This window comes from Herbaspirillum sp. NPDC101396 (genome assembly GCF_044767365.1).
In the GTDB taxonomy this organism is placed as follows: Bacteria; Pseudomonadota; Gammaproteobacteria; order Burkholderiales; family Burkholderiaceae_D; genus Herbaspirillum.
Map to the genome: position 1 here is coordinate 724,502 of NZ_JBIWNT010000001.1, position 21,045 is coordinate 745,546.

Here is a 21,045-nt window from a genome sequence, read left to right on the forward strand (position 1 = left end):
TGCTTAGTCTCGCTTGTTGTCTTATGCCGCTTGCTCCAGAGCGACCTGTACATCAGGCGCTTTGCGTGCAAACAGCGGTTTCGCTTCGGCCGGGGCAATCGCGGCATAGGCGTCGACATAGGCGGCCGCAGCCGTTTGCCAGTCGAAGTCGGTGTTCATTGCGTTGCGTTGCATGACGCGCCATTCATCTGCGTTGCGGTGCAGTGCGAAGGCGCGCTCGATGGCGGCTTCCATGTCCTGCGCGGTTTCGCCGTCGAACAGCACGCCGCTGGCGCCGGCCGCAGCCGGCCCCTGTGCGCCGGCATCGGCGATGGTGTCGGTCAGGCCGCCGACCCGTGAAGCGATCGGGATGGTGCCGTAGCGCATGGCGTACAGCGGCGTCAGACCGAACGGTTCGAAGCGACTTGGATGCAGCAGCATGTCGCAGCCGGCGTGCAAGGCATGGGCACGCTCTTCGTCGTAGCCGATGTGGACGCCGACACGGCCCGGATAGCGGCGCGCCAGATCGAGGAAGCCATCTTCATAGCTGCGTTCGCCGCAGCCGAGCACCACCAGTTGCATGCGTTCATGGCGATCGAGGACATTCGGCAAGGTCTGCAGCACGACGTCGGCCATCTTCTGGTGCGACATGCGGCTGCCGATACCGATGATGGGGGCGAACGGATCGACCGGCAGCAGGCCGAACATGTTTTGCAGCTCGCACTTGGAGAGCGTTTTTCCGCGCATGTCGGCGACCGTGAAGGAATGACGCAGCAGCGGATCGGCGGCCGGGTTCCAGACTTCGCTGTCGATGCCGTTGGGAATTGCACGCAAGGCGGCGCGTCGTTCGTTGAGCACGCCCTCCATGCCGTAGCCGAAACGCGGCGTCAGGATTTCCTGGGCGTAGGTCTTGCTGACGGTGGTGACGCAGTCGGCATACTGCAGGCCTGCCTTGAGGAAACTGATCTTTCCCCAGTATTCGAGGCTGGCCATGGCTTGCGCATCATGGACAAGGCCCAACTGTGCGGCCAGATCCCAGTCGTAGTTGCCCTGGAACGCCAGGTTATGGATGGTCAGCATGGAGGCCACGTGATTCAGGCCGGCGGTCTTCAGCAGGAAGGGAATCAGTCCGGCATGCCAGTCGTTGGCATGCACTACGTGCGGCGCCGGCACGGCGGTTTCACCGGCGCAGATCGCCACGGCGGCGTGCGCGAGATCGGCGAAGCAGATCGCGTTGTCGCAGAACTCGTTGCCGCTCTGATCTATATAAGGGTTGGCGCTGCGCTGCTGGAAGCGCTCGGTGTCGAGCAGCAGCACCGGCACGTCAGTGCCCGGCATCACGCCGCGCAACAGGCGCGCCGGACCGCCCGGCAGATCCCGCGGCAAAGCCAGCGGCTGCAGCGGGGCAGTGGTCGCGTCCGCCTCGGCATGCGCGATGGCGACGCCGTAACCAGGCATCAGGATGCTGGCGTCGATGTTGAGTTTGCGCAGGCTGACGGCCAGCGCGGTGATGACGTCTGCGAGGCCACCGGTCTTGACGAGCGGTACGGCTTCGGAACTGACTAAGAGGACGCGAGCTTGCAATTGATCACCCCGTTCATGGCAAAGGCATGGATAAAATTTGGACCGGAAGATGCACTTCGAAAACCTTGCATCGGAAAGCGCGGGATGGCGAGGCGGCGTTGACCCTCTTCTTTTTCTTGATCGTTCAGACGCGTACTCTTGATTCCCGGCATGGTTCTTACCTTAGCCAATCATGTTGCAGTGAACCATCGGACACCGGCGCATATCACTGTAGGATGCCTCCTACTGCCATGTCGGGCGAACACCTTGGTGCGATGCTGCGATGCAGCTACATCGCCCGCCGCGCCCTACTTTTCGATGCGAAAACCGATCTTCAGCGTGACCTGGAAATGCGCCACCTTGCCGTCTTCGATATGGCCGCGCTGGTTCACGACCTCGAACCAGGCCAGGTGATGCAGCGAGCCTGATGCATCGGCGATAGCGTTGCGCACGGCATCGTCGCTGCCCTTGTCTGAACTACCGACGACTTCAACGACTTTGTAGCTGTGGTTTCCTGCGGCGGCGGATGTGCTCATGGGGTCTCCTGAAGGCAAGTGGAAGGCGAATGAAATACAGCGGATCAGGAGCGAGGCTAGACAGATGGCGCAGGCAAACCTATAAGCGGCCGCCTGAAAGCCCTGTAGGAAAAGCTGCGGTTGCCGTTCGTCTTACAGGCGTATACGGCGCACGCCGATGGCGGCGGCGGGGATGCAAAACTAGACTTGGATTCAGTCGCGCATTGCGTCCGATGCGCCCGCAGCTTTTCATTGCACCCTTGAGGAGAACCGCCATGTTGAAATCTCAACCGAACAAAACCGCACCGAACGCCAAGGATGTCCAGCAGGACGCCGCCAGGAACGACAGCGAGCTGGAGGCGGAACAGGTGCGTCATCGCACTGCCCTGCGCATTGCCGGCATTGAAGGCGTCGACGGTTTTGCCGATGTCGCCGAAAAGGCGGAAGCAGGCACTCCGTCCTGATTGCAAGCTGATTGGCGGCAGCCATTTCACGTAGTTGAGCACAATGGCGGCCTTCCCGGCCGCCGTTTCATTTCCGGCATCGGCTTTATTCCGATGCGTCTGCAAGGAGCAGCCATGTCCCATACCTCCCATCAATTGCATGAGCAAGCCCGTCGCGCCCAGCGCCACGCCGAACTTGAGGACGTCCATCCCGGCAAGACGCCGCAGGCGCATCCCACCCCCGTGAAAGGCACCGCTCCTCCAGCACCGCCCGCGCACGAAGATGAAGCCTTCCGCGTTTTCGACGGCGACGCGCCGCAAAGTGACGGCTGAAGTTTCTTCGCATCGCTCTTTTCTCGACTACTCCTGCACTCCTGCAGGTCACCGAATACTTGCGATAAAGGCATGTTTCAAAACGCCCCAAGCATGTTAGCGCTAACATTGCTATCATTACGCCATCCCAGCCAATAAGAAATCGCAGGAATTCACATGCGCCAGGTTCCACCACCCAGCAAAAGAGCCGCTTCATGAAGTCACCTTCTTCATCTTTCCCGGCTCCCGACCGGTCTCCCGCGACAGTCGGCAAAGCCAAACTGACCGGCGGCATCAGCCGGCGCCATATCCTGATCGGTCTCGCCGCGCTGGTTGCCGAAGCAGGCTTCTGGAGCAACCCGTTGTTCAGCAATGCGCAGACGCCGGCCGCTCCGGCTGCAGCGCCACCACCAAGTCCTGAAGCCCTCACCTTCCTGAATTTCTCCAAACGCATCACCGGCCATGCCGACCTGAAGACCGATACCGGCGTCAGGATCGAAGCCGCTATGCGCAAGACCTATCCTGATTTCGCCGCGCAGTCGTCGCGCCTCGGCGCGCTGCTGCAGGACGGCCAGGAACCGAAGGCCTTGCTGGCTGCGGCTACCGATGCCGGATTGCGCGACCTGACGCTGGCCATCGTTGCGGCCTGGTACACCGGCACCATCGGCAAAGGCAAACAAGCCGTGGTGGTGTCGTACGCTGAAGCGCTGATGTACCAGCCGGTGTCGGACGGCCAGACCGTGCCGACCTATTGCAACTATGGCCCGCTGTGGTGGACCAAGGCGCCGCCCGCGATCCGCGTTTCCGCTCCCGTCGCCCCTGCGCCTGCCCCGGCGCCCGCCACTACCGGCACTCCCGAACCAAAAGCAAAAACATGAAACAACCACTCTTTACTGCCGATGGCGACGCCACGGCCGATGTCGTCATCGTCGGATCCGGCGTAGTCGGCGCGATGATCGCCGATCAGCTTGTGACCCAGGGCTATTCGGTGCTGATGCTGGAGGCCGGCTTGCGTATCGAACGCGCGCAAGCGGTCGAGAACTGGCGCAACATGCCGTTCGAAAATCGTGTCGGCTCGGACTATCAGGGCCTCTATCCGCAAGCGCCCAACGCCCCGGCGCCGCTGTACTTTCCGAAGAACGACTACATCGCGCTGTCCGGTCCGGACGGCAACGGTTTTCAGCAGGGCTATCTGCGTACGGTCGGAGGCACCACCTGGCACTGGGCGGCGTCTTGCTGGCGCCATCTGCCGGTCGACCTGAAGATGAAGTCGACCTATGGCGTCGGCCGCGACTGGCCGATTTCATATGAAGAACTGGAGCCGTACTACTGCCGCGCGGAAGAAGAAATGGGCGTGGCAGGACCGAACGACCCGGCCCTGCAGTCGCCCAGCCAACGCAGCAAACCGTATCCGATGGACATGGTCCCGTGGGGTTATGCCGACAAGCGTTTCGCCGAGGTGGTGAATGCGCACGGCTACAACTCCGTGCCGATTCCGCAGGGACGCAGCACACGACCGTGGCAAGGCCGCCCGACCTGCTGCGGCAACAATAATTGCCAGCCGATCTGCCCGATCGGCGCGATGTACAACGGCATCCATCACGTCCAGCGCGCCGAAATGAAAGGCGCCAAGGTGCTGTCCGAGGCGGTGGTGTTCAAGGTCGACACCGACCAGAACAACCGCGTCACCGCGGCCTACTGGTACGACGCCGGCAAGAAGCCGCACAAGGCGACGGCAAAAGCGTTCGTGTTCGCCTGCAACGGCATCGAGACGCCGCGCCTGTTGCTGCTGGCCGCCAATGCCGCCAATCCGAACGGCCTGGCCAACTCGTCCGATCAGGTCGGCCGCAACATGATGGATCACTCCGGTTTCCATTGCACCTTCCTCGCCAACGAGCCGATCTGGACCGGCCGCGGTCCGGCCCAGAGCAGCTGCCTGGTGGGTCCGCGCGACGGCGACTTCCGTGCCGAGTACTCATCCAACAAGATGATCCTCAACAACATCACGCGCGTCGGTCCGGCCACGCAACAGGCGCTGAAGCTGGGCCTGGTCGGCCCGGAACTCGACGACGAGATCCGTCGCCGCGCGGCCTTCGGCGTGGACTTGTCGATCAGCCTCGAGCCCCTGCCGGAAGCGCACAACCGCCTGACCCTGAGCAAGACACGCAAGGATCCGCTGGGCCTGGCTTGCCCGGACATTTATTACGACGTCGGCGACTACGTGCGCAAAGGAGCGGAAGCGGCGCACAAGCAGCTGGAACACATCGGCCAGCTGTTCGGCGCGGTCGAGTTCAATATCACCACCAGCCTCAACGCCAACAATCACGTCATGGGCGGCGTGATCATGGGCAGCGATCCGAAAGACTCGGTGGTGGACGGCAATTGCCGTGCGCATGACCATGCCAACCTGTGGCTGCCGGGCGGCGGCGCCATGCCGTCGGCCAGCGTGGTCAACAGCACGCTGAGCATGGCGGCGCTGGGACTGCGTGCTGCCGACGACATCGGCAAGATGCTGGCGAAGGGATGATGATGATCGCTCGCTCCCTCCTCGTTTTTTCCTTGTTCTCGTTGATTGGCTTGACTTCGGTGCATGCGCAGGAACAGTCATTGACCAAGCCGCCTGCCCCGGCATCCTCGACATCGTCTACCTCTGCTTCGGGACAGGTCGGCTCTGCCAAAAACGACATCGAAAGCGGCCGCTACCTGGCGATCGCGGCCGACTGCATGGCCTGCCACACCGCACCGGCCGGCAAGCCGTACGCCGGCGGCTACGCCATCGAGTCGCCACTGGGCACGATCTACGCCACCAACATCACGCCGTCGAAAACCGCCGGTATCGGCAACTACAGCGAAGCCCAATTCGCGCGCGCCCTGCGCGAAGGCGTGCGCGCCGACGGCAGCCATCTGTATCCGGCCATGCCGTACACCAGCTACGCCATGCTGACCGACGGCGACGTGCACAAGCTGTACAGCTACTTCATGCAAGCGGTCGAACCGGTCGATACGCCCGCCGCCAGCCAGACCACGCTGCCCTTCCCGTTCAATGTGCGCATGTCGATGCTGGCATGGAATGCCATCTTCCTCGACACCAAACGCTTCGTTCCCGATACGGCCAAGTCGCAGCAGATCAATCGCGGCCGTTACCTGGCCGAAGGACTGGCGCACTGCAGCGCCTGCCATACGCCGCGCAATTTCCTGATGGGTGAAAAAGGCGGTTCCGCGCTGGCCGGCGCGCCGCTGGGTTCATGGCATGCGCCCAATATCACGTCCGACAAGGTCAGCGGCGTGGGCGGCTGGAGCGACGCCGAACTGGTGCAATACCTGAAAACCGGTCACGCCGAGGGTAAAGGCCAGGCCGGTGGCGCGATGGCCGAGGCGGTGACCAACAGCTTCCAGCATCTGCGTGATGATGACGTGGCTGCCATCGTTGCCTACCTGCGCACGGTGCCGCCGGTGCGCGACAACGCCCAGGCGCAGCCGGCCTACAGCTACGGCAAAGCGGCCAGCGATGAGGCGACGCTGCGCGGCGCCAACGGCCCCAATGAACACAACAGCCTCAACAGCGGCGCGGTGCTGTTCAGCGGCTATTGCGCCAGCTGCCACGCCGCATCGGGATCAGGCAGCAGCGGCCAGGACTATCCGTCACTGTTCCACAATACGACGACCGGGGCGCGCAATCCGGCCAACCTGGTGTCGGCCATCCTGTACGGCGTCGAACGCAAAGTCGGCGACCAGGAAGTCCTGATGCCGCGTTTCGACGCGCATTCCTACGTCAATCCGCTGACGGACCGGCAGATCGCGCTGATCTCGAACTACGTGCTCAAGCAATATGGCAATCCCGAGGTGCAGGTTAGCGAGGCCTATGTGGCGCAAGCGCGCAAGGGTGGCGAGCCGCCGGTGCTGGCCCGGCTGCAACCCTTCATCGCGCCGGCCATCGGCGTGGCGATCTTGCTGTTGTTGTTGATTGCGGTGGCCGTCATCACGGTGCGTCGCCGTCGACGGATTCCCTTCAAGTAAGGATTTTCACCGCATAAAAAAACGCGGAGTCTGCGCCTGGCGCAGCTCCGCGTTTCCGTATTCCGGGAAAGCGAATCAGCGGCGTTCCAGCCGATTCGGCAGGATAAAACTGAAGCGCGAGCCCTTGCCCGGTTCACTGCTGACATCGAAGCTGCCTTCATGCGCCTCGACGAAGGTCTTGAAGATCGCCAGCCCGAGACCAAGCCCGCCCTGCTCCTTGGTTTCAGTCTCGAATTTCTCGAAGATCAGGTCCATGCGGTCCTTGGAAATGCCCATGCCGTTGTCGCTGACCCAGCATTCGATGCCGGCGCCGTCCGCCGTCGGTGCTGCGCCGATTACCACTTCGCCTTGCGGCGTATGCGTGATGGCGTTGGCGATCAGGTTCTGCATCATGCGCCGCAGGAGATTGGCGTCCGCATAGACCACCAGCTCTTCCGGCACGTCATTGAGCAGCCGCGTGCTGCCGGTGCCGGCGACCGGATTGAGATCGTAGACCATGCTTTCCACCAGCGGCCACAGATCGACGTTGCGTCGCTCCAGCTTGACGCCGCTTTCGGTTTTCATGCTGTCGTTTTCTTCGATGACCTTGGCCACCAGCCCCGACATGCTTTGTACGTTGCGCTGCAGGACCTTGATCATGCGCGCTGCACGCGGATCGGCATTCTGGGTATCGAGCGTCGACTCAAGCACCTTGGACGCCAGCGCCACGGCGTTGAGCGGAGTGCGCAGATCGTGGGCGATGAAGGACAGGTATTCCTCGCGGCGGCGCTGCACTTCCAGCGCACGATTGACCGAGAAGGTCTGCACCGCGAGACCGATGGCGCTGTCGAAGACCAGGTTGATCACGTGGAACGGCTTGCCTTGCAGGTTGATCTGGTGCGCGCTCGCCAGATCGTGAATACAGCCTCGCAGCAGATTGTATTCGGCCACCACTTCCTCGATCAGGTAGCCGTTATGCAGGCGCTGCAGGCCGTGTTCCGGCGGCGTGCCGTCGGCCAGCACTTCGGCGATCGATTCGTCCGAATTGCGGCGAAAGGCCAACGCAATCTCATCCAGCAAGGCCGGCACGTGGTCATTCAGGGTGGGCGTGCTGAGGTTGCGTGCCGATGGCAAGGCGCGCACCATGCTGCGCCAGCGCGTGAGCAGCGTTTCGCGATTCTGTTCGACCAGAAAAGCCAGTTGTTCCAAGGTATTGATAGCGTTCTCCGGGGTCTGAAGCGGTGCGGCAAAACAGCGCCGCCGGGCGTCGTTTGCTGTTGGCTTACTGCAATTGCTTGCCGATGTTGTCCAGGATGTCCTGCAGCTGCTCGATGTCATAGGGCTTGGGCAGCGAGAACGCGCCGGGGCCGATGTTCTTGCTGATCTGTGCGCCGTAACCGGAGGCGAAAATGATTTTCAGCGCCGGCGTTTTTTCGCTGGTGCGTTTGGCCAGTTCGATGCCGGACATGCCCGGCAGGCTGACGTCCGTAAACAGCACGTCGTATGCCTGCTGCTCCAGTTCGGTCAACGCCTCTTCGGCGCTGCCCACACCTTCGGCCCGATGGCCCAACGCCGCGAGCAATTCGCAGACCAATTGCTGGGAGTCCAGGTTGTCCTCCACGACCAGGATATGGAGGCCAGACGCGTCAGCCTGGTCCGCCATGCTCGATACGCTTGTCGTCATTGTTGTTTGTATTGTCATTTCAACATCTGTTGATGTGGTGGTAGGAACGCGGGAAGCCCGGTTTTCCATAAATTTGCACATGTCGATAGTAATGCATTCTGACGCGCGTGCAATAGCGCGAGAATAAATTGAAGCAAATCGAGAAAAATCAAGAAGCCTTATGCGGCCTGCGTTTGCGGCCCAACTTCAAAATGTCTTACAAAAGATTCAGGGGTCATCTGACAGGGTGGAAAATAGGCCTGCTGCTACAGTAGGCTCCATAAAAAAAGCGGTCGCGGCAGCCTGCCCCGATCATCACAACCTAACGATATCGACGTGATGGCTACACAACAAAACCACCTCACACCGGATCGCGCTCCTGATCCCACTCCAACCCGATCCGCGACCGGCATTGACGGCCTGGACATTATCCTGGGCGGCGGTATTACGCGTGACCGCCTGTATCTCGTTGAGGGCACCCCGGGCACGGGCAAAACCACCTTCGGCCTGCAGTTCCTGCTGGAAGGCCTGAAACAGGGCGAGTCCGGTCTCTATATCACCTTGTCCGAAACCGCCACGGAACTGCGCGCGGTAGCAGAGTCGCACGGCTGGTCGCTCGATGGCTTGTCCCTGTACGAACTGATCGACGAAGAAGACCTCAATCCCGATTTCCAGCAATCGGTGCTGCACCCGTCCGAGATCGAACTGGGCGAAACCATCAAGAGCGTGATCGCACGCGTTGACGAACTGAAGCCCGCTCGCATCATCTTCGACAGCTTGTCGGAAATGCGCCTGCTGGCGCAGAATCCGCTGCGCTACCGCCGCCAGATCCTGGCGTTGAAGCATTTTTTCTCGACGCGCAAATGCACCGTGCTGATGCTCGACGATCGCACCGCCGAGGCCGGCGATCTGCAGTTGCACAGCATCGCTCACGGCGTGATCAGCCTGGAACAACTGGCCCAGGATTTCGGCACCGAGCGGCGTCGCCTGCGCGTCATCAAGATGCGCGGCATCAGCTTCACCGGAGGCTTTCACGATTTCGTCCTCAAGACTGGCGGCATGCATGTGTTCCCTCGCCTGGTTGCAGCCGAACATTTCACCGAATTCGAAGACAAGATGACCAGCACCGGCGTGACGGCGCTGGACGACCTGCTGGGTGGAGGCCTCTCGCGCGGCACCAACACGCTGCTGAGCGGCCCTTCCGGTGTGGGCAAGACCACTACCGCACTACGCTGTGCGCTGGCCGCCTTGCAGCGCGGCGAGCGCGCCGCCTATTATCTGTTCGACGAGGGCCTGGGCACACTGCTGAGCCGGGCCCGTACCCTGGGCATGGATGTGGAACCGTACATTGCCGACGGCAGCCTCAAGCTGCATCAGATCAATCCGGCGGAAATGTCGCCTGGCGAATTCGCTACCACGGTGCGCAACGGGGTCGAGAACGAGAATCGCAGTTTTGCAGTGATTGACAGCCTCAACGCTTACCTGCAGGCGATGCCGGGCGAGAAATTCCTGCTGCTGCAAATGCACGAGATGCTGTCCTACCTGAGCCAGCAAGGCGTGACCACGCTGCTGGTGCTGGGCCAGCACGGCCTGGTCGGAGAAATCCGCTCGGACGTCGACCTCAGCTACCTCAGCGATACCATCCTGATGTTCCGTTTCTTCGAAGCGCGCGGCGACATCGCCACTGCAGTCTCGGTGGTCAAGAGCCGGACCAGCAATCACCCCCGCTCCATTCATGAATTCCGACTCAGTCCGAACCACGGACTGCAGGTGGGCGAGGCTTTACAGGATTTTGAAGGCATCATGAGCGGATTGCCGACGTACCGTGGCAGAACTCCCATCATGGCAACCAATGCCGATTAATCTCCCGCTGGAGGAACGCATCCTCATCCTGGCGCCCCATGGCCGGGATGCGGAAGTCATCGAGCAGACGCTGTCGGCGGAAGGCCTCAGATGCGCCATCTGCAGCAGCTATGCCGCATTGCTGGAAGAGTTGGAGAGCGGCGCCGGCGCGGCCTTGATTACCGAAGAAGCGCTCAGCAACGCGGATTTCTCGCTACTGCACCGCTGGGTGGAAAAGCAGGAATCGTGGTCTGACTTCCCCTTCGTGATCCTCAGCGCCAAGCAGCGCAACCTGGGCCGCAATCCGGTGCTGGACGTGCTGGAACGCCTGGTCAACATGATCTTGCTGGAGCGCCCGGTCAACAGCGAAACACTGCTGCGCGCCGGTGTCTCGGCGCTGCGCGCGCGACGCCGGCAATACCTCAGCCGCAGTCATCTGCAGGAACGCGCCCGCTCGGAAGAGCATCTGCGCCTGGCGCTGCACGCCGGCCGACTCGGCTCGTGGAGCCTGGAGCTGGCCAACTCCATTCTGATCGTTTCGGATTCCTGCAAGATGCACTTCGGCATTGCGCCGGAAAGCGAATTCACCTACGACGACCTGATCAATGCCATTCACGCCGACGACCGGCAGCGCCATCTGGACGTGATCGAAGCGGCCTTGCTGTCGAAGGACGATTTCTCGATCGAGTATCAGGTGGTGTGGCCGGACGGCTCCGTCCATTGGGTGCAGATCCGCGGGCAGACGTTGCACAATCGCGTCGGCGTGCCCGTCCAGATGGCCGGCGTATCGCTCGACATCAGCGATCGTCGCGCTGCCGAGGACCTCCTGCTGGAGAGCCAGAGCAGTTTGCGCCAGTTCAACGAGACGCTCGAGCTGCGCATCCAGGAGCGTACTTCCGAGCTGGCCCAGGCCAATGATCGCCTGATGAAGGAGATGTCCGAGCGCGAACGCACCCAGATCGCCCTCGTGCAGGCGCAGAAGATGGAGGCGATCGGCCGCCTGACGGGCGGCATCGCGCACGACTTCAACAACCTGCTTAACGTGATCATCGGCAACGTCGACCTGATCGAACGGCTCTCTTCTGACGAACGCATCAAGCGCATGGCCGGGTCCGCGCGCAACGCCACCAAGCGCGGCGCCAAGCTGACCGGGCAGTTGCTGGCGTTTTCACGCAACCAGACGCTGGACTTGAAGGCGGTCGACATCGCCTCGGTCATCGAGGGCATGAAGGATCTGATCGCCGTGTCGGTCGGTTCGGGCGTCGGCATTGCGATCAATATTGCGGAGGATTTGCCGCGCGCCGTGGCCGATGCCAACCAGATTGAAATGGCAATCCTCAATCTCGCCATCAATGCACGCGACGCCATGCCCGACGGCGGCAACCTGACCATCAACGTCCAGCACCGCTACGCCCACGACGGCGTGCTCAAGCCCGGCGCCTACATCGTCATCGAAGTCAAGGACACCGGCACGGGCATCACGCAGGAAATCCTGAGCAAGGTGTTCGACCCCTTCTTCACCACCAAGGCGGTCGGCAAAGGCACCGGACTCGGGCTCAGCCAGGTATACGGCATCGCCGATCAGTCCGGCGGCCTGGCGCGCATTGACAGCACCGTGGGCAGAGGCACGACGGTGGAGGTGTGGCTGCCGGTGGCCGGTGCGTTGCCTGTACGTGAACATGATCAGGAAGCGCTGGACCAGCCGCTGGAACCGAAGGAATCCGGCACCATTCTGGTGGTCGAGGATGATGCCCAGGTCCGGCAGTTTATCGTCGAATGCCTTGAAATCCTGGGCTATACAGTGGATCAGGCCGAGAACGGGTGGTTCGGGTTGGAAAAGCTGAACGCGGGCCATTTCGATCTGCTGATCGTGGACTTCCTGATGCCGGGAATGAACGGCGCTGAAGTGATCGCCGCCGCCCGCGCGCGCAATCCGCAACTTCCCATCATCATGGCAACCGGCTACGCCGACATGCAGGCCGTCGAAAAAGTCATCGACCTCAACGCGGTGTTGCGCAAGCCGTTCCAGATCACCGAGCTGGCCAACAGCGTCAAGCGCGCCATGCGTGCCGGCAACGACGTGCAGCGCCATCACGACGCACCACCATCCCGCTCCTGAGTCGGCTGACTCCTTTTACCTGCCCGAATTTACTTGATGCGCTGCTTTTCCAGCTTGCGGGCGAGCGTGCGCCTGTGCATGCCGAGACGGCGAGCGGTCTCCGAAATGTTGAAGTCGGTTTCCACCAGCACTTCGTGGATGCGCTCCCATTCGAGGTTCTTGATTGAGGTCGAGCGCGCCGTGAGCTCCACTTCCGTATTGCCCGCGATGTGGCCGAAGGCGGCTTCGATGTCGTCGGTGTTGGATGGCTTGGCGAGATATTGAATGGCGCCCAGCTTGATCGCTTCGACCGCAGTGCCGATGCTGGCGAATCCGGTTAGCACCACGATCAGCATGGCGTCGTCGTGTTGATGCAGCATCTGCACGCAGGACAGGCCAGACGTATTGCCGTTCAGCTTGAGATCGACCACGGCGTAGCCGGGATTGTGCTGCGTCAGCAAGGCTGCGGCTTCTGCCTGGCTGGCGGCGTGCAATACGGTATAGCCGCGCCGTTCGAACGAGCGGCTCAACGTGCGGGCAAATGCCGTGTCGTCTTCGATGATGAGCAGCAAGCGTTCAGTCGACATGATTATTGTCCTCGCGGGTTGCGCCATCAGCTTCCAGGCTGATGGCCGACAACGGCAACGTCAGGCGCACGGTGGCGCCGGCGACGTGACCATTTTCAGCGCGATTGTGTGCAGTGACGGCGCCACCGAGCTTGCGCGCCACATTGACCACGAAGAACAATCCCAGTCCACCGCCGGTCTTGGCCTTGGTCGATTGATACGGTTTGCCGATCTGGTCGAGCATGGACGGCACGAAACCGGGACCGGTGTCGTCGACGCTCAGGACCAGTTCGTCGCCATCGCGCACCGCCGTGAAGCTGAGCCAGCGCGGCGAGGCCTCCAACGCGTTGTCGAGGACGTTGCAGATCATCTGCTTGAGGGCGGAATCGAAGGCAACCGGCATGTCCTGTTCGATGTGATTCTGATAGTCGAAGGCAACGATGGGACGCGTGGCGCGGAATTCGTCGGCGATGTCGCCCAGGAAGGTGTTGAGCGTCGTCTTGACGGAGGACTCGCCGCGCGCTTCGCCGGCCGACAGCAAGATGCCGCTGACGATGGTTTTGCAGCGCTGCAGCTGGACCTGCATTTCGCTGATTTCTTCGATCAGCACCGGATTGCTGCTGAATTCCGGCATGCGCTTCCAGTCGCCGAGGATCACTGCCAGCGTCGCCAGTGGCGTGCCCAGTTCATGGGCGGCACCGGAGGCCAGCAGGCCCATGCGCACGATGTGATCTTCTTCCGCCGCCCGTTGACGCAGGGTTGCCAGCTGGGCGTCGCCGGCGCGGCGGTTACTGCTGATGCGCGTGATGAAGATGGCCAGCAAGGCGGCGATGAGCAGGAAGCTGATCAGCATGCCTTCGACGTACAGGCTGAACAGGCCTTCGTCGTGATCCGGCGGCAGCGACAGCGGCATGAAGAATTGCGACAGGCCGGCGAAGCACAGGCCGGTGATGCAGACGATGGTCCAGGTCGACCAGGCTTCCAGCAGCACCGCACTCAGGATCACTTGCAGCAGGTACAGGAAGGCGAACGGATTGCTGGCGCCGCCGCTGAGGTACAACTGCGCGGTCAGCGTGGCGACGTCCACCAGCAGCGCCAGGAACAGCTCGCGATTGGTGACGAACGGCCGCTCATGCCAGCGCAGGTGGCTGCCGATGTTGAAGGCGATCAGGCAGGCCAGCACTTCCAGCATGTGCGGCAGCGGCAAGTGGATGTCGAAACCGAAAATCACCACGATGATGGTGGTGATCTGGCCGAACACGGCGATCCAGCGCAACTGGATCAGTTGCAGCATATTCTTGTGGCCGGCGGCGCGATCGGGCGCGCGGGCGATTTCAGGGCCTGGCGGGATTACGCTGTCCATGTGGCGGGCGTGGTGTACGGGTGAATTGGCGGATCGGAAGCAAGGAATTTGCCGGAATTATCCCGCGTCTCGGTCTTGCTTGCCATCTTTGTTTTTCCCGTTGGCGGAGAGGCGGCGCTTTTCATCGCGCCTGATCCAGAACATGGCGCCGGCCGTCATTATCGCCAGCCCGAACCAGGTCAGCGCATAGACCAGATGATTGTTGGGGAAGGAAATGACGGTCAGCCCTCCCACGGCTTGTCCGTTTGCAGCGCGTTGCTGTTCCGATGCAACTGTATCCGAGGCTTCGGCATCGACGAAATACGGCGCGACGCGCTCCAGCTGACGCGATGCCGCGATGGCCTGCACGTCGCGCGAATACCAGCGATCACCGGCAGCGTCGTTCTTGCGCAGGAAGCCGCCATGCGGTTCGCTGATGCGCAGCAAACCGGCGACGTCGGCCGGCGCATCGGCTGCGCCCTCCTTCTCGTCGCGTGCGCCGGCAGCGATGAAGCCGCGATTGACCAGCATGGTCACCCCGTCGGCGCCGCGCAGCGGGGTCAGCAGCCAGAAGCCGGCGCCCAGCCGCGACAAGGCCTGCACGCGCGCGGTCTTGGCGTACAGGAAGGTGCCGCTCAGGCGCACGTGCTGGTATTCGTAAGAATCCGCCTTCACGTTCCGCCAGACATCCGGCCCTGGAGCCGCAATCGCCGCCGCATGCACGCGGCGGTCGACGCGCTCGATCAGGTCAAGCTTCCAGAACAGGCGTTTGACCTGCCAGGCGCCGAGCGCAAGGAATCCGAGGAAAACCACGAGCATGCACGTCGCAAGGAAACGGCGCAGCCCGGAAGACCGAGGGCGCGGCGCTGCTTCCGCAACGGCGCGCCCTGGAGAGTGGCTTGAGGTCACTGCTGACTACAATGCGTTCAGATGTAGATTCAGAATCAGGCGAATCACTTCATGCCAGGCATGTTGTGCTGCATGTTCTGCATCGAACCCGGTACGGCTTCCTGGATCAGATCCTGGCTCATGCCCGGCATCATGTTGTGATTCAGGTGATACATGACCCACAGCGAACCGGCCAGCATGATGACCACGACCATGATCGTGAAAATCAGCGCCAGGATGGTCCAGCCGCCTTCGGACTTGGAGTTCATGTGCAGGAAGTAAATCATGTGCACGACGATCTGTACGACAGCCAGGCCCAGCAGGACAAAACCTGCAGTGCTCGATTTTTCGATCACGTTGCCCATGACCAGCCAGAACGGAATGGCCGTCAGGATCACCGCCAGCACAAAGCCGATGGTGTAGCTCTTCAGGCTGCCGTGGTCGGCAGTATGGTCGTGATGATGGACGTCGAAGCCGTCCTGATGGCCGTATTTCTCGGCGTGCGACGGGTGTTCTTGATGCTGTGGCGCGCTCATGGCAGGACTCCCATCAGGTAAACAAAGGTGAAGACGCCGATCCAGACCACGTCCAAAAAGTGCCAGAACATCGACAGGCACATCAGGCGACGGCCGTTTTCAGGTGTCAGGCCGTGCTTGTTGATCTGGAACATCAGCGTGATCAGCCAGACGATGCCGAAGCTGACGTGCAGGCCGTGGGTCGCCACCAACGCGAAGAACGAGGTCAGGAAACCGCTGCGTTGCGGACCCGCGCCTTCATGGATCAGGTGCGCAAACTCATACAGTTCCAGGTAGATGAAGCCTGCACCCAGCAAGCCGGTGACGGCCAGCCAGATCAGCGTGGTCTTGACCTTCTGCTTTTGCATTTCCAGCATGGCGAAGCCGTACGTAATCGACGACAACAGCAGCAAGGAAGTATTGATCGCCACCAGTGGCAGATCGAACAGTTCGGCGCCGGTCGGACCGCCCGCATAGTTGCGGCCGAGCACGGCGTAAGTGGCGAACAGGCAGGCGAAGATCAGGCAGTCGCTCATCAGGTACATCCAGAAACCGAGCAAGGTGCCGTTTTCGGGATGATGTTCCTTGACGAAGTAACGCGAACTAGGCGATGCGTCCATGGTGGCGGCGGAGTGATGGGAAATCTCAGACATGGCTATCCAGCAAGCGTGTGCGGTTGGCTTCAGTAAGGACGACGTCGTCGGCCGAAATGTAGTAATCGCGTTTGTAATTGAAGGTGTGCGTGATGATCGCGGCCATCAGGGCGACGAAGCCGACGACGGCCAGCAGCCACATTTGCCAGATCATGCCGAAGCCGATCACTGCGCTCAGCGCGGCGATGATGAAACCGGCGCCGGTGTTCTTCGGCATGTGAATAGGCACGAAACCATCTTGCGGACGAGTGTAGCCGTTGGCCTTCATGTCAGCCCAGGCGTCGTTGTCATGCACGCGCGGAGTGAAAGCGAAGTTGTAGTCCGGCGGCGGCGAGGAAGTCGACCATTCCAGCGTACGTGCGCCCCATGGATCGCCGGTCGTGTCGCGCAGCTTGTCGCGGCGCAGGTAGCTGACCACCAGCTGGATGATGAACGAGCCGATACCGGCTGCGATCAGCAAGGCGCCGAAGGCGGCGATCTGGAACCAGATCTGCAGCGACGGATCTTCGAAGTGGCTCATGCGGCGGGTAACGCCCATGAAGCCCAGCACGTACAACGGTGTGAACGCAACCCAGAAACCGATGCACCAGAACCAGAAGCTGCAACGGCCCCAGAAATCGTCCAGCTTGTAACCGAAAGCCTTCGGGAACCAGAAGTTGATGCCGGCAAACATGCCGAACACCACGCCGCCGATGATCACGTTGTGGAAGTGAGCAATCAGGAACAGGCTGTTGTGCAACACGAAGTCGGCCGGCGGAACCGCCAGCATCACGCCGGTCATGCCACCGATGACGAAGGTGATCATGAAGCCGATCGTCCACAACATGGGCACTTCGAAACGGATGCGGCCGCGGTACATGGTGAACAGCCAGTTGAAGATCTTCGCGCCGGTCGGAATCGAGATGATCATCGTGGTGATACCGAAGAAGGAGTTGACGCTCGCTCCGGAACCCATGGTGAAGAAGTGATGCAGCCAGACCAGGTAGGACAGGATGGTGATCACGACGGTCGCATACACCATCGAGGTATAGCCGAACAGGCGCTTGCCGCTGAAGGTCGAGACGATTTCCGAGAAAATGCCGAAGGCAGGCAGAATCAGAATATAAACTTCAGGGTGACCCCAGATCCAGATCAGGTTCACGTACATCATGGCGTTGCCGCCGAGATCGTTGGTGAAGAAGTTGGTGTCGAACACGCGGTCCAGCGACAGCATGCCCAGAACAGCGGTCAGGATCGGGAACGCGGCAACGATCAGCACGTTGGTGCACAGCGCAGTCCATGTGAAGACCGGCATCTTCATCATGTTCATGCCCGGCGCGCGCATCTTGACGATGGTGGCGATCAGATTGATCCCTGATAGCAGCGTCCCTACCCCGGCAATCTGCAATGACCATATGTAATAGTCCACTCCCACATCAGGACTGCCGAGGATACCCGACAGCGGTGGATAGGCCAGCCAGCCGGTGCGGGCAAATTCGCCGACGAACAGCGACGCCATGACCAGGCCGGCGCCGAAGGTCGTCATCCAGAAACTGAAATTATTCAGGAACGGGAACGCCACGTCGCGGGCGCCGATCTGCAGTGGCACGACGTAGTTCATCAGGCCCGTCACCAGCGGCATCGCCACGAAGAAGATCATGATCACGCCGTGGGCGGTGAAGACCTGGTCGTAGTGATGCGGCGGCAGGAAGCCGGCCGAATCGCCGAAGGACAGCGCCTGCTGGGCGCGCATCATCAGCGCGTCGGCGAAGCCGCGCAGCAGCATGACGATGCCGAGGATGACATACATGATGCCAATTTTCTTGTGGTCGATGCTGGTGATCCAGTCGCGCCACAACGGGCCCCACAGGCGGAAATAGCTGACCGCGCCGAGTACGGCGATACCGCCGATCAGCACGCCGATGAAGGTGATCAGCAGGATGGGTTCATGGAAGGGAATCGCTTCCCAGCTCAGACGGCCGAAGATCAGCTTGGTCATGTCAATATGGTCTAGCATCGTTACTTTCCGCTGAAAAAGAAGGTCGCCACGCCATGCGAAACTGCCTGCATGACGCTCTTGCCGGCTGCGCGCAACAATGCCGCCGGCTGTTCTTTCGATTGATTATTCATGGTGGTGCTGGCTGCCGGCCATCGCGACTTCCTGCAGAGCGGCCTTGGCGGCGCCCTTTTCAGTCTTTTCGCCCTTGCCTTCGCCCTTGACGTTCTTGTCGGTCATCATCTGCTGGTCCATGCAGACCTGGCCTTCGGCGACGCAACGGTTCAGGATCGCGTGGAACAGCGTGCCGTCAACGGCGTTGAAGTGCTGCACCGGATCCTTGATGCTCGGCTTTTCCAGCGCAATATATTCAGCGCGCTTGAGGGCGCCGCTGCCGGACTTGACCTTCTTGACCCAGGCATCGAAGTCTTCATTGCTCACGCCATGGAACTTGAAGCGCATGTCCGAGAAACCGGCGCCGCTGTAGTTGGCGGAAAAGCCTTCAAACTCGCCCGGCTTGTTGATGACGGCGTTGAGTTTGGTCTGCATGCCCGGCATCGCGTAGATCTGTCCTGCCAGGGCCGGGATATAAAACGAGTTCATCACGGTCGAAGCGGTAATCTTGAATTCGATCGGGCGGTCGACCGGCGCAGCCAGCTCGTTCACGGTCGCGATACCCTGCTCCGGATAGATGAACAGCCATTTCCAGTCCAGCGCGACGACTTCGACGACCAGCGGCTTGACGTTTTCAGGAATCGGACGCTGCGCATCGAGGCGCGAGAGCTTGCGGTACGGATCGAGCGTATGGGTGCTGATCCAGGTCAGCAGGCCGAGCGCGATGATGATCAGCAGCGGCGCGCCCCAGATGACCAGCTCCAGCTGGGTGGAGTGATCCCAGTCCGGCTCGTAGCGCGCGGCGGTATTGTTCTGGCGATAGCGCCACGCAAAAAGGCAGATCAGCACGATCACCGGAACGATGATCAGCAGCATCAGGATGGTGGAAATAATGATCAGTCTGCCTTGCTGGTTGGCGATGTCTCCCGAGGGATTCAGGACGACCGTATTGCAGCCAGCCAATAAAATTGCAGGCAGAAAAATGAATCCGCGGCGAATGAGATGTGAAAACATGCAGGGAAAGTCCAGTCGGAGCTATCAAATCATGCTAATGTACACTTACCGTTCGGCATTGGCGATTGGACAATTTGTCCTACCCTCGCGGTCATCTTGATGGTGAGTTTCCCAATGTGCCGGCGGAACGTAGCGGCATTACAGACCGAACCAAGAAAGAGAGACAATGATCATGGCTAGCACTCATATTCATCACCCTGAAGTTCCTGGCAAATTTTCTGCAAATACGCCTGTCGGTGGTTCTGATAATGTAAATAATGCCAAATCTGATCATCCAGTGATTGCACCCGGCGATATTGCAATCGGCGTGGTCATCGGAAGGGCTTCAGAATACTTCGATTTCTTCGTGTATGCCATAGCCTCGGTGTTGGTTTTTCCCACCATTTTCTTTCCATTTGAACAACGCCTCGAAGGAACGCTCTACTCCTTCACCATTTTTGCCTTCGCATTTCTGGCGCGTCCGTTCGGCACGGTCCTCTTCATGGCCATCCAGAAAAAGCTCGGGCGCGAAGTCAAGCTGACGCTCGCGCTGTTCCTGCTGGGCCTGTCGACGGCCGGCATCGCCTTCCTGCCGACTTATGATCATCTGGGCTTCACCGCCATTGTTCTGCTCTCGGTGCTGCGCATCGGCCAGGGCCTGGCGCTGGGCGGCTCGTGGGACGGCTTGCCGTCGCTGCTGGCGCTCAACGTGCCGAAGAACAAGCGCGGCTGGTACGCGATGCTCGGTCAACTCGGTGCGCCGGTAGGCTTCATCGTCGCCGGCCTGGTGTTCGCCTACCTGATCGGCAACCTGAGCAACGACGACTTCCTCGACTGGGGCTGGCGTTATCCGTTCTATGTCGCCTTCGCGATCAACGTCGTGGCGCTGTTCGCCCGTCTGCGCCTGGTGGCGTCGGAAGAATATTCGCAACTGCTGCAGGAACGTGAACTGGAACCGACCAGCGTCGTCGAGATCACCCGCACCCAGGGCCGCAACCTGATCATCGGCGCCCTCGCCGCACTGGCCAGCTACGCGTTGTTCCATCTGGTATCGGTGTTCCCGTTGTCGTGGATTTCGCTGTATTCGATGCGCTCGATGAGCGACTTCCTGATGGTGCAGGTGTTCGGCGCCGTGCTGATGATGGTCGGGATCGTGTTGTCCGGCCCCATCGCCGACCGCTTCGGCCGCCGCACCACGCTGGGCGCGCTGGCCGTGCTGATTGCGGTGCTGAGCGGCTTCGTGCCGACGCTGATCAACGGCGGCGACACCGGGCAGGACATCTTCATCCTGGTCGGCTTCGCCCTGCTCGGCTTGTCGTATGGCCAGGCAGCCGGCGCCGTGACCGCCAACTTCCCGGCCAAGTATCGCTATACCGGCGCGGCATTGACGTCCGATCTGGCGTGGCTGGTCGGCGCAGGTTTTGCACCGCTGGTGGCGCTGGGATTGTCGGCCCACTTCGGCCTGGCTTACGTCAGCATCTACCTGCTGTCGGGCGCAGTCTGCTCGCTGGCGGCGCTGAGCGTAAACCGCGCGCTGGATATCCGCTGATCTGATCCTTCCATAAAAACGGCCTGGCATGCGTGAGCA

Annotated in this window: 19 protein-coding genes; 8 read left to right on the forward strand and 11 right to left on the reverse strand. The window is 61.1% G+C overall.

The features are described from left to right. Positions 1 to 21: 21 nt before the first annotated feature. Both glgA and ACIROY_RS03175 read right to left on the reverse strand, forming a co-directional pair. Positions 22 to 1,563 carry a glycogen synthase GlgA gene (gene glgA, locus ACIROY_RS03170; RefSeq protein ID WP_402339596.1) on the reverse strand — a complete coding sequence of 514 codons (1,542 nt, stop codon included), beginning with the start codon at positions 1,561 to 1,563 and terminating at the stop codon, positions 22 to 24. Between the two features lie 287 nt (positions 1,564 to 1,850). Next, positions 1,851 to 2,078: a dodecin gene (locus tag ACIROY_RS03175; protein WP_402339599.1), complete on the reverse strand. Its 228-nt coding sequence runs from the start codon at positions 2,076 to 2,078 to the stop codon at positions 1,851 to 1,853. Between the two features lie 254 nt (positions 2,079 to 2,332). On the opposite strand from ACIROY_RS03175, the gene ACIROY_RS03180 reads away from it, so the two are divergent. The 5 genes from ACIROY_RS03180 to ACIROY_RS03200 all read left to right on the forward strand — a co-directional run bounded on the left by ACIROY_RS03180 (position 2,333) and on the right by ACIROY_RS03200 (position 6,829). Continuing rightward, complete coding sequence (locus ACIROY_RS03180; protein ID WP_402339602.1) at positions 2,333 to 2,521, forward strand: hypothetical protein; 189 nt, start codon at positions 2,333 to 2,335, stop codon at positions 2,519 to 2,521. Between the two features lie 114 nt (positions 2,522 to 2,635). Beyond that, a complete protein-coding gene (locus ACIROY_RS03185; RefSeq protein WP_402271234.1) occupies positions 2,636 to 2,833 on the forward strand; it encodes a hypothetical protein in 198 nt (65 codons plus the stop codon). Positions 2,834 to 3,027: 194 nt separating this feature from the next. Continuing rightward, on the forward strand, positions 3,028 to 3,690 hold the full coding sequence (locus ACIROY_RS03190) for a sugar dehydrogenase complex small subunit (protein ID WP_402339605.1): 663 nt from the start codon (positions 3,028 to 3,030) through the stop codon (positions 3,688 to 3,690). Beyond that, positions 3,687 to 5,339, forward strand: a complete 1,653-nt coding sequence (locus ACIROY_RS03195; protein ID WP_402271230.1) for a GMC family oxidoreductase — start codon at positions 3,687 to 3,689, stop codon at positions 5,337 to 5,339. Before ACIROY_RS03190 ends, ACIROY_RS03195 begins: the two co-directional genes overlap by 4 nt. An 80-nt stretch (positions 5,340 to 5,419) precedes the next feature. After that, positions 5,420 to 6,829 carry a c-type cytochrome gene (locus ACIROY_RS03200; RefSeq protein ID WP_402339607.1) on the forward strand — a complete coding sequence of 470 codons (1,410 nt, stop codon included), beginning with the start codon at positions 5,420 to 5,422 and terminating at the stop codon, positions 6,827 to 6,829. Positions 6,830 to 6,904: 75 nt separating this feature from the next. On the opposite strand, the gene ACIROY_RS03205 is transcribed toward ACIROY_RS03200, so the two are convergent. Both ACIROY_RS03205 and ACIROY_RS03210 read right to left on the reverse strand, forming a co-directional pair. Further along, entirely contained in the window at positions 6,905 to 8,017 is a 1,113-nt protein-coding gene (locus tag ACIROY_RS03205) for an ATP-binding protein (protein WP_402271226.1), read from the reverse strand. A gap of 73 nt (positions 8,018 to 8,090) precedes the next feature. Beyond that, positions 8,091 to 8,492 (reverse strand): response regulator, encoded by a 402-nt coding sequence (locus ACIROY_RS03210; RefSeq protein ID WP_402271224.1) that lies wholly within the window; start codon positions 8,490 to 8,492, stop codon positions 8,091 to 8,093. A 318-nt stretch (positions 8,493 to 8,810) separates the two neighbouring features. Between ACIROY_RS03210 and ACIROY_RS03215 the strand changes: the two genes are divergently transcribed. Then, on the forward strand, positions 8,811 to 10,334 hold the full coding sequence (locus ACIROY_RS03215; RefSeq protein ID WP_402339610.1) for an ATPase domain-containing protein: 1,524 nt from the start codon (positions 8,811 to 8,813) through the stop codon (positions 10,332 to 10,334). Continuing rightward, entirely contained in the window at positions 10,324 to 12,432 is a 2,109-nt protein-coding gene (locus ACIROY_RS03220; protein ID WP_402339612.1) for a response regulator, read from the forward strand. The genes ACIROY_RS03215 and ACIROY_RS03220 overlap by 11 nt, the downstream gene beginning before the upstream one ends. Positions 12,433 to 12,461: 29 nt before the next feature. On the opposite strand, the gene ACIROY_RS03225 is transcribed toward ACIROY_RS03220, so the two are convergent. The 7 genes from ACIROY_RS03225 to cyoA form a co-directional block, all read right to left on the reverse strand. Further along, on the reverse strand, positions 12,462 to 12,998 hold the full coding sequence (locus ACIROY_RS03225) for a response regulator transcription factor (protein ID WP_402271218.1): 537 nt from the start codon (positions 12,996 to 12,998) through the stop codon (positions 12,462 to 12,464). Beyond that, positions 12,988 to 14,340, reverse strand: coding sequence for an ATP-binding protein (locus ACIROY_RS03230; protein WP_402339614.1), 1,353 nt, complete (start codon positions 14,338 to 14,340; stop codon positions 12,988 to 12,990). The genes ACIROY_RS03225 and ACIROY_RS03230 overlap by 11 nt, the downstream gene beginning before the upstream one ends. Positions 14,341 to 14,397: 57 nt before the next feature. Beyond that, positions 14,398 to 15,138 (reverse strand): SURF1 family protein, encoded by a 741-nt coding sequence (locus ACIROY_RS03235; RefSeq protein ID WP_402339617.1) that lies wholly within the window; start codon positions 15,136 to 15,138, stop codon positions 14,398 to 14,400. Between the two features lie 134 nt (positions 15,139 to 15,272). Then, complete coding sequence (gene cyoD, locus ACIROY_RS03240) at positions 15,273 to 15,743, reverse strand: cytochrome o ubiquinol oxidase subunit IV (RefSeq protein ID WP_116432826.1); 471 nt, start codon at positions 15,741 to 15,743, stop codon at positions 15,273 to 15,275. Further along, positions 15,740 to 16,375: a cytochrome o ubiquinol oxidase subunit III gene (cyoC, locus tag ACIROY_RS03245; RefSeq protein WP_402271211.1), complete on the reverse strand. Its 636-nt coding sequence runs from the start codon at positions 16,373 to 16,375 to the stop codon at positions 15,740 to 15,742. Before cyoC ends, cyoD begins: the two co-directional genes overlap by 4 nt. Then, the gene (gene cyoB, locus ACIROY_RS03250; RefSeq protein ID WP_402271209.1) at positions 16,368 to 18,371 is read right to left on the reverse strand and encodes a cytochrome o ubiquinol oxidase subunit I; all 2,004 of its coding nucleotides are present in this window, start codon (positions 18,369 to 18,371) and stop codon (positions 16,368 to 16,370) included. Before cyoB ends, cyoC begins: the two co-directional genes overlap by 8 nt. Positions 18,372 to 18,476: 105 nt before the next feature. Beyond that, entirely contained in the window at positions 18,477 to 19,478 is a 1,002-nt protein-coding gene (gene cyoA, locus ACIROY_RS03255) for a ubiquinol oxidase subunit II (RefSeq protein WP_402339620.1), read from the reverse strand. 172 nt (positions 19,479 to 19,650) lie between these two features. On the opposite strand from cyoA, the gene ACIROY_RS03260 reads away from it, so the two are divergent. Further along, positions 19,651 to 21,006 carry an MFS transporter gene (locus ACIROY_RS03260; protein ID WP_402271205.1) on the forward strand — a complete coding sequence of 452 codons (1,356 nt, stop codon included), beginning with the start codon at positions 19,651 to 19,653 and terminating at the stop codon, positions 21,004 to 21,006. The last annotated feature ends 39 nt before the right edge of the window (positions 21,007 to 21,045 follow it).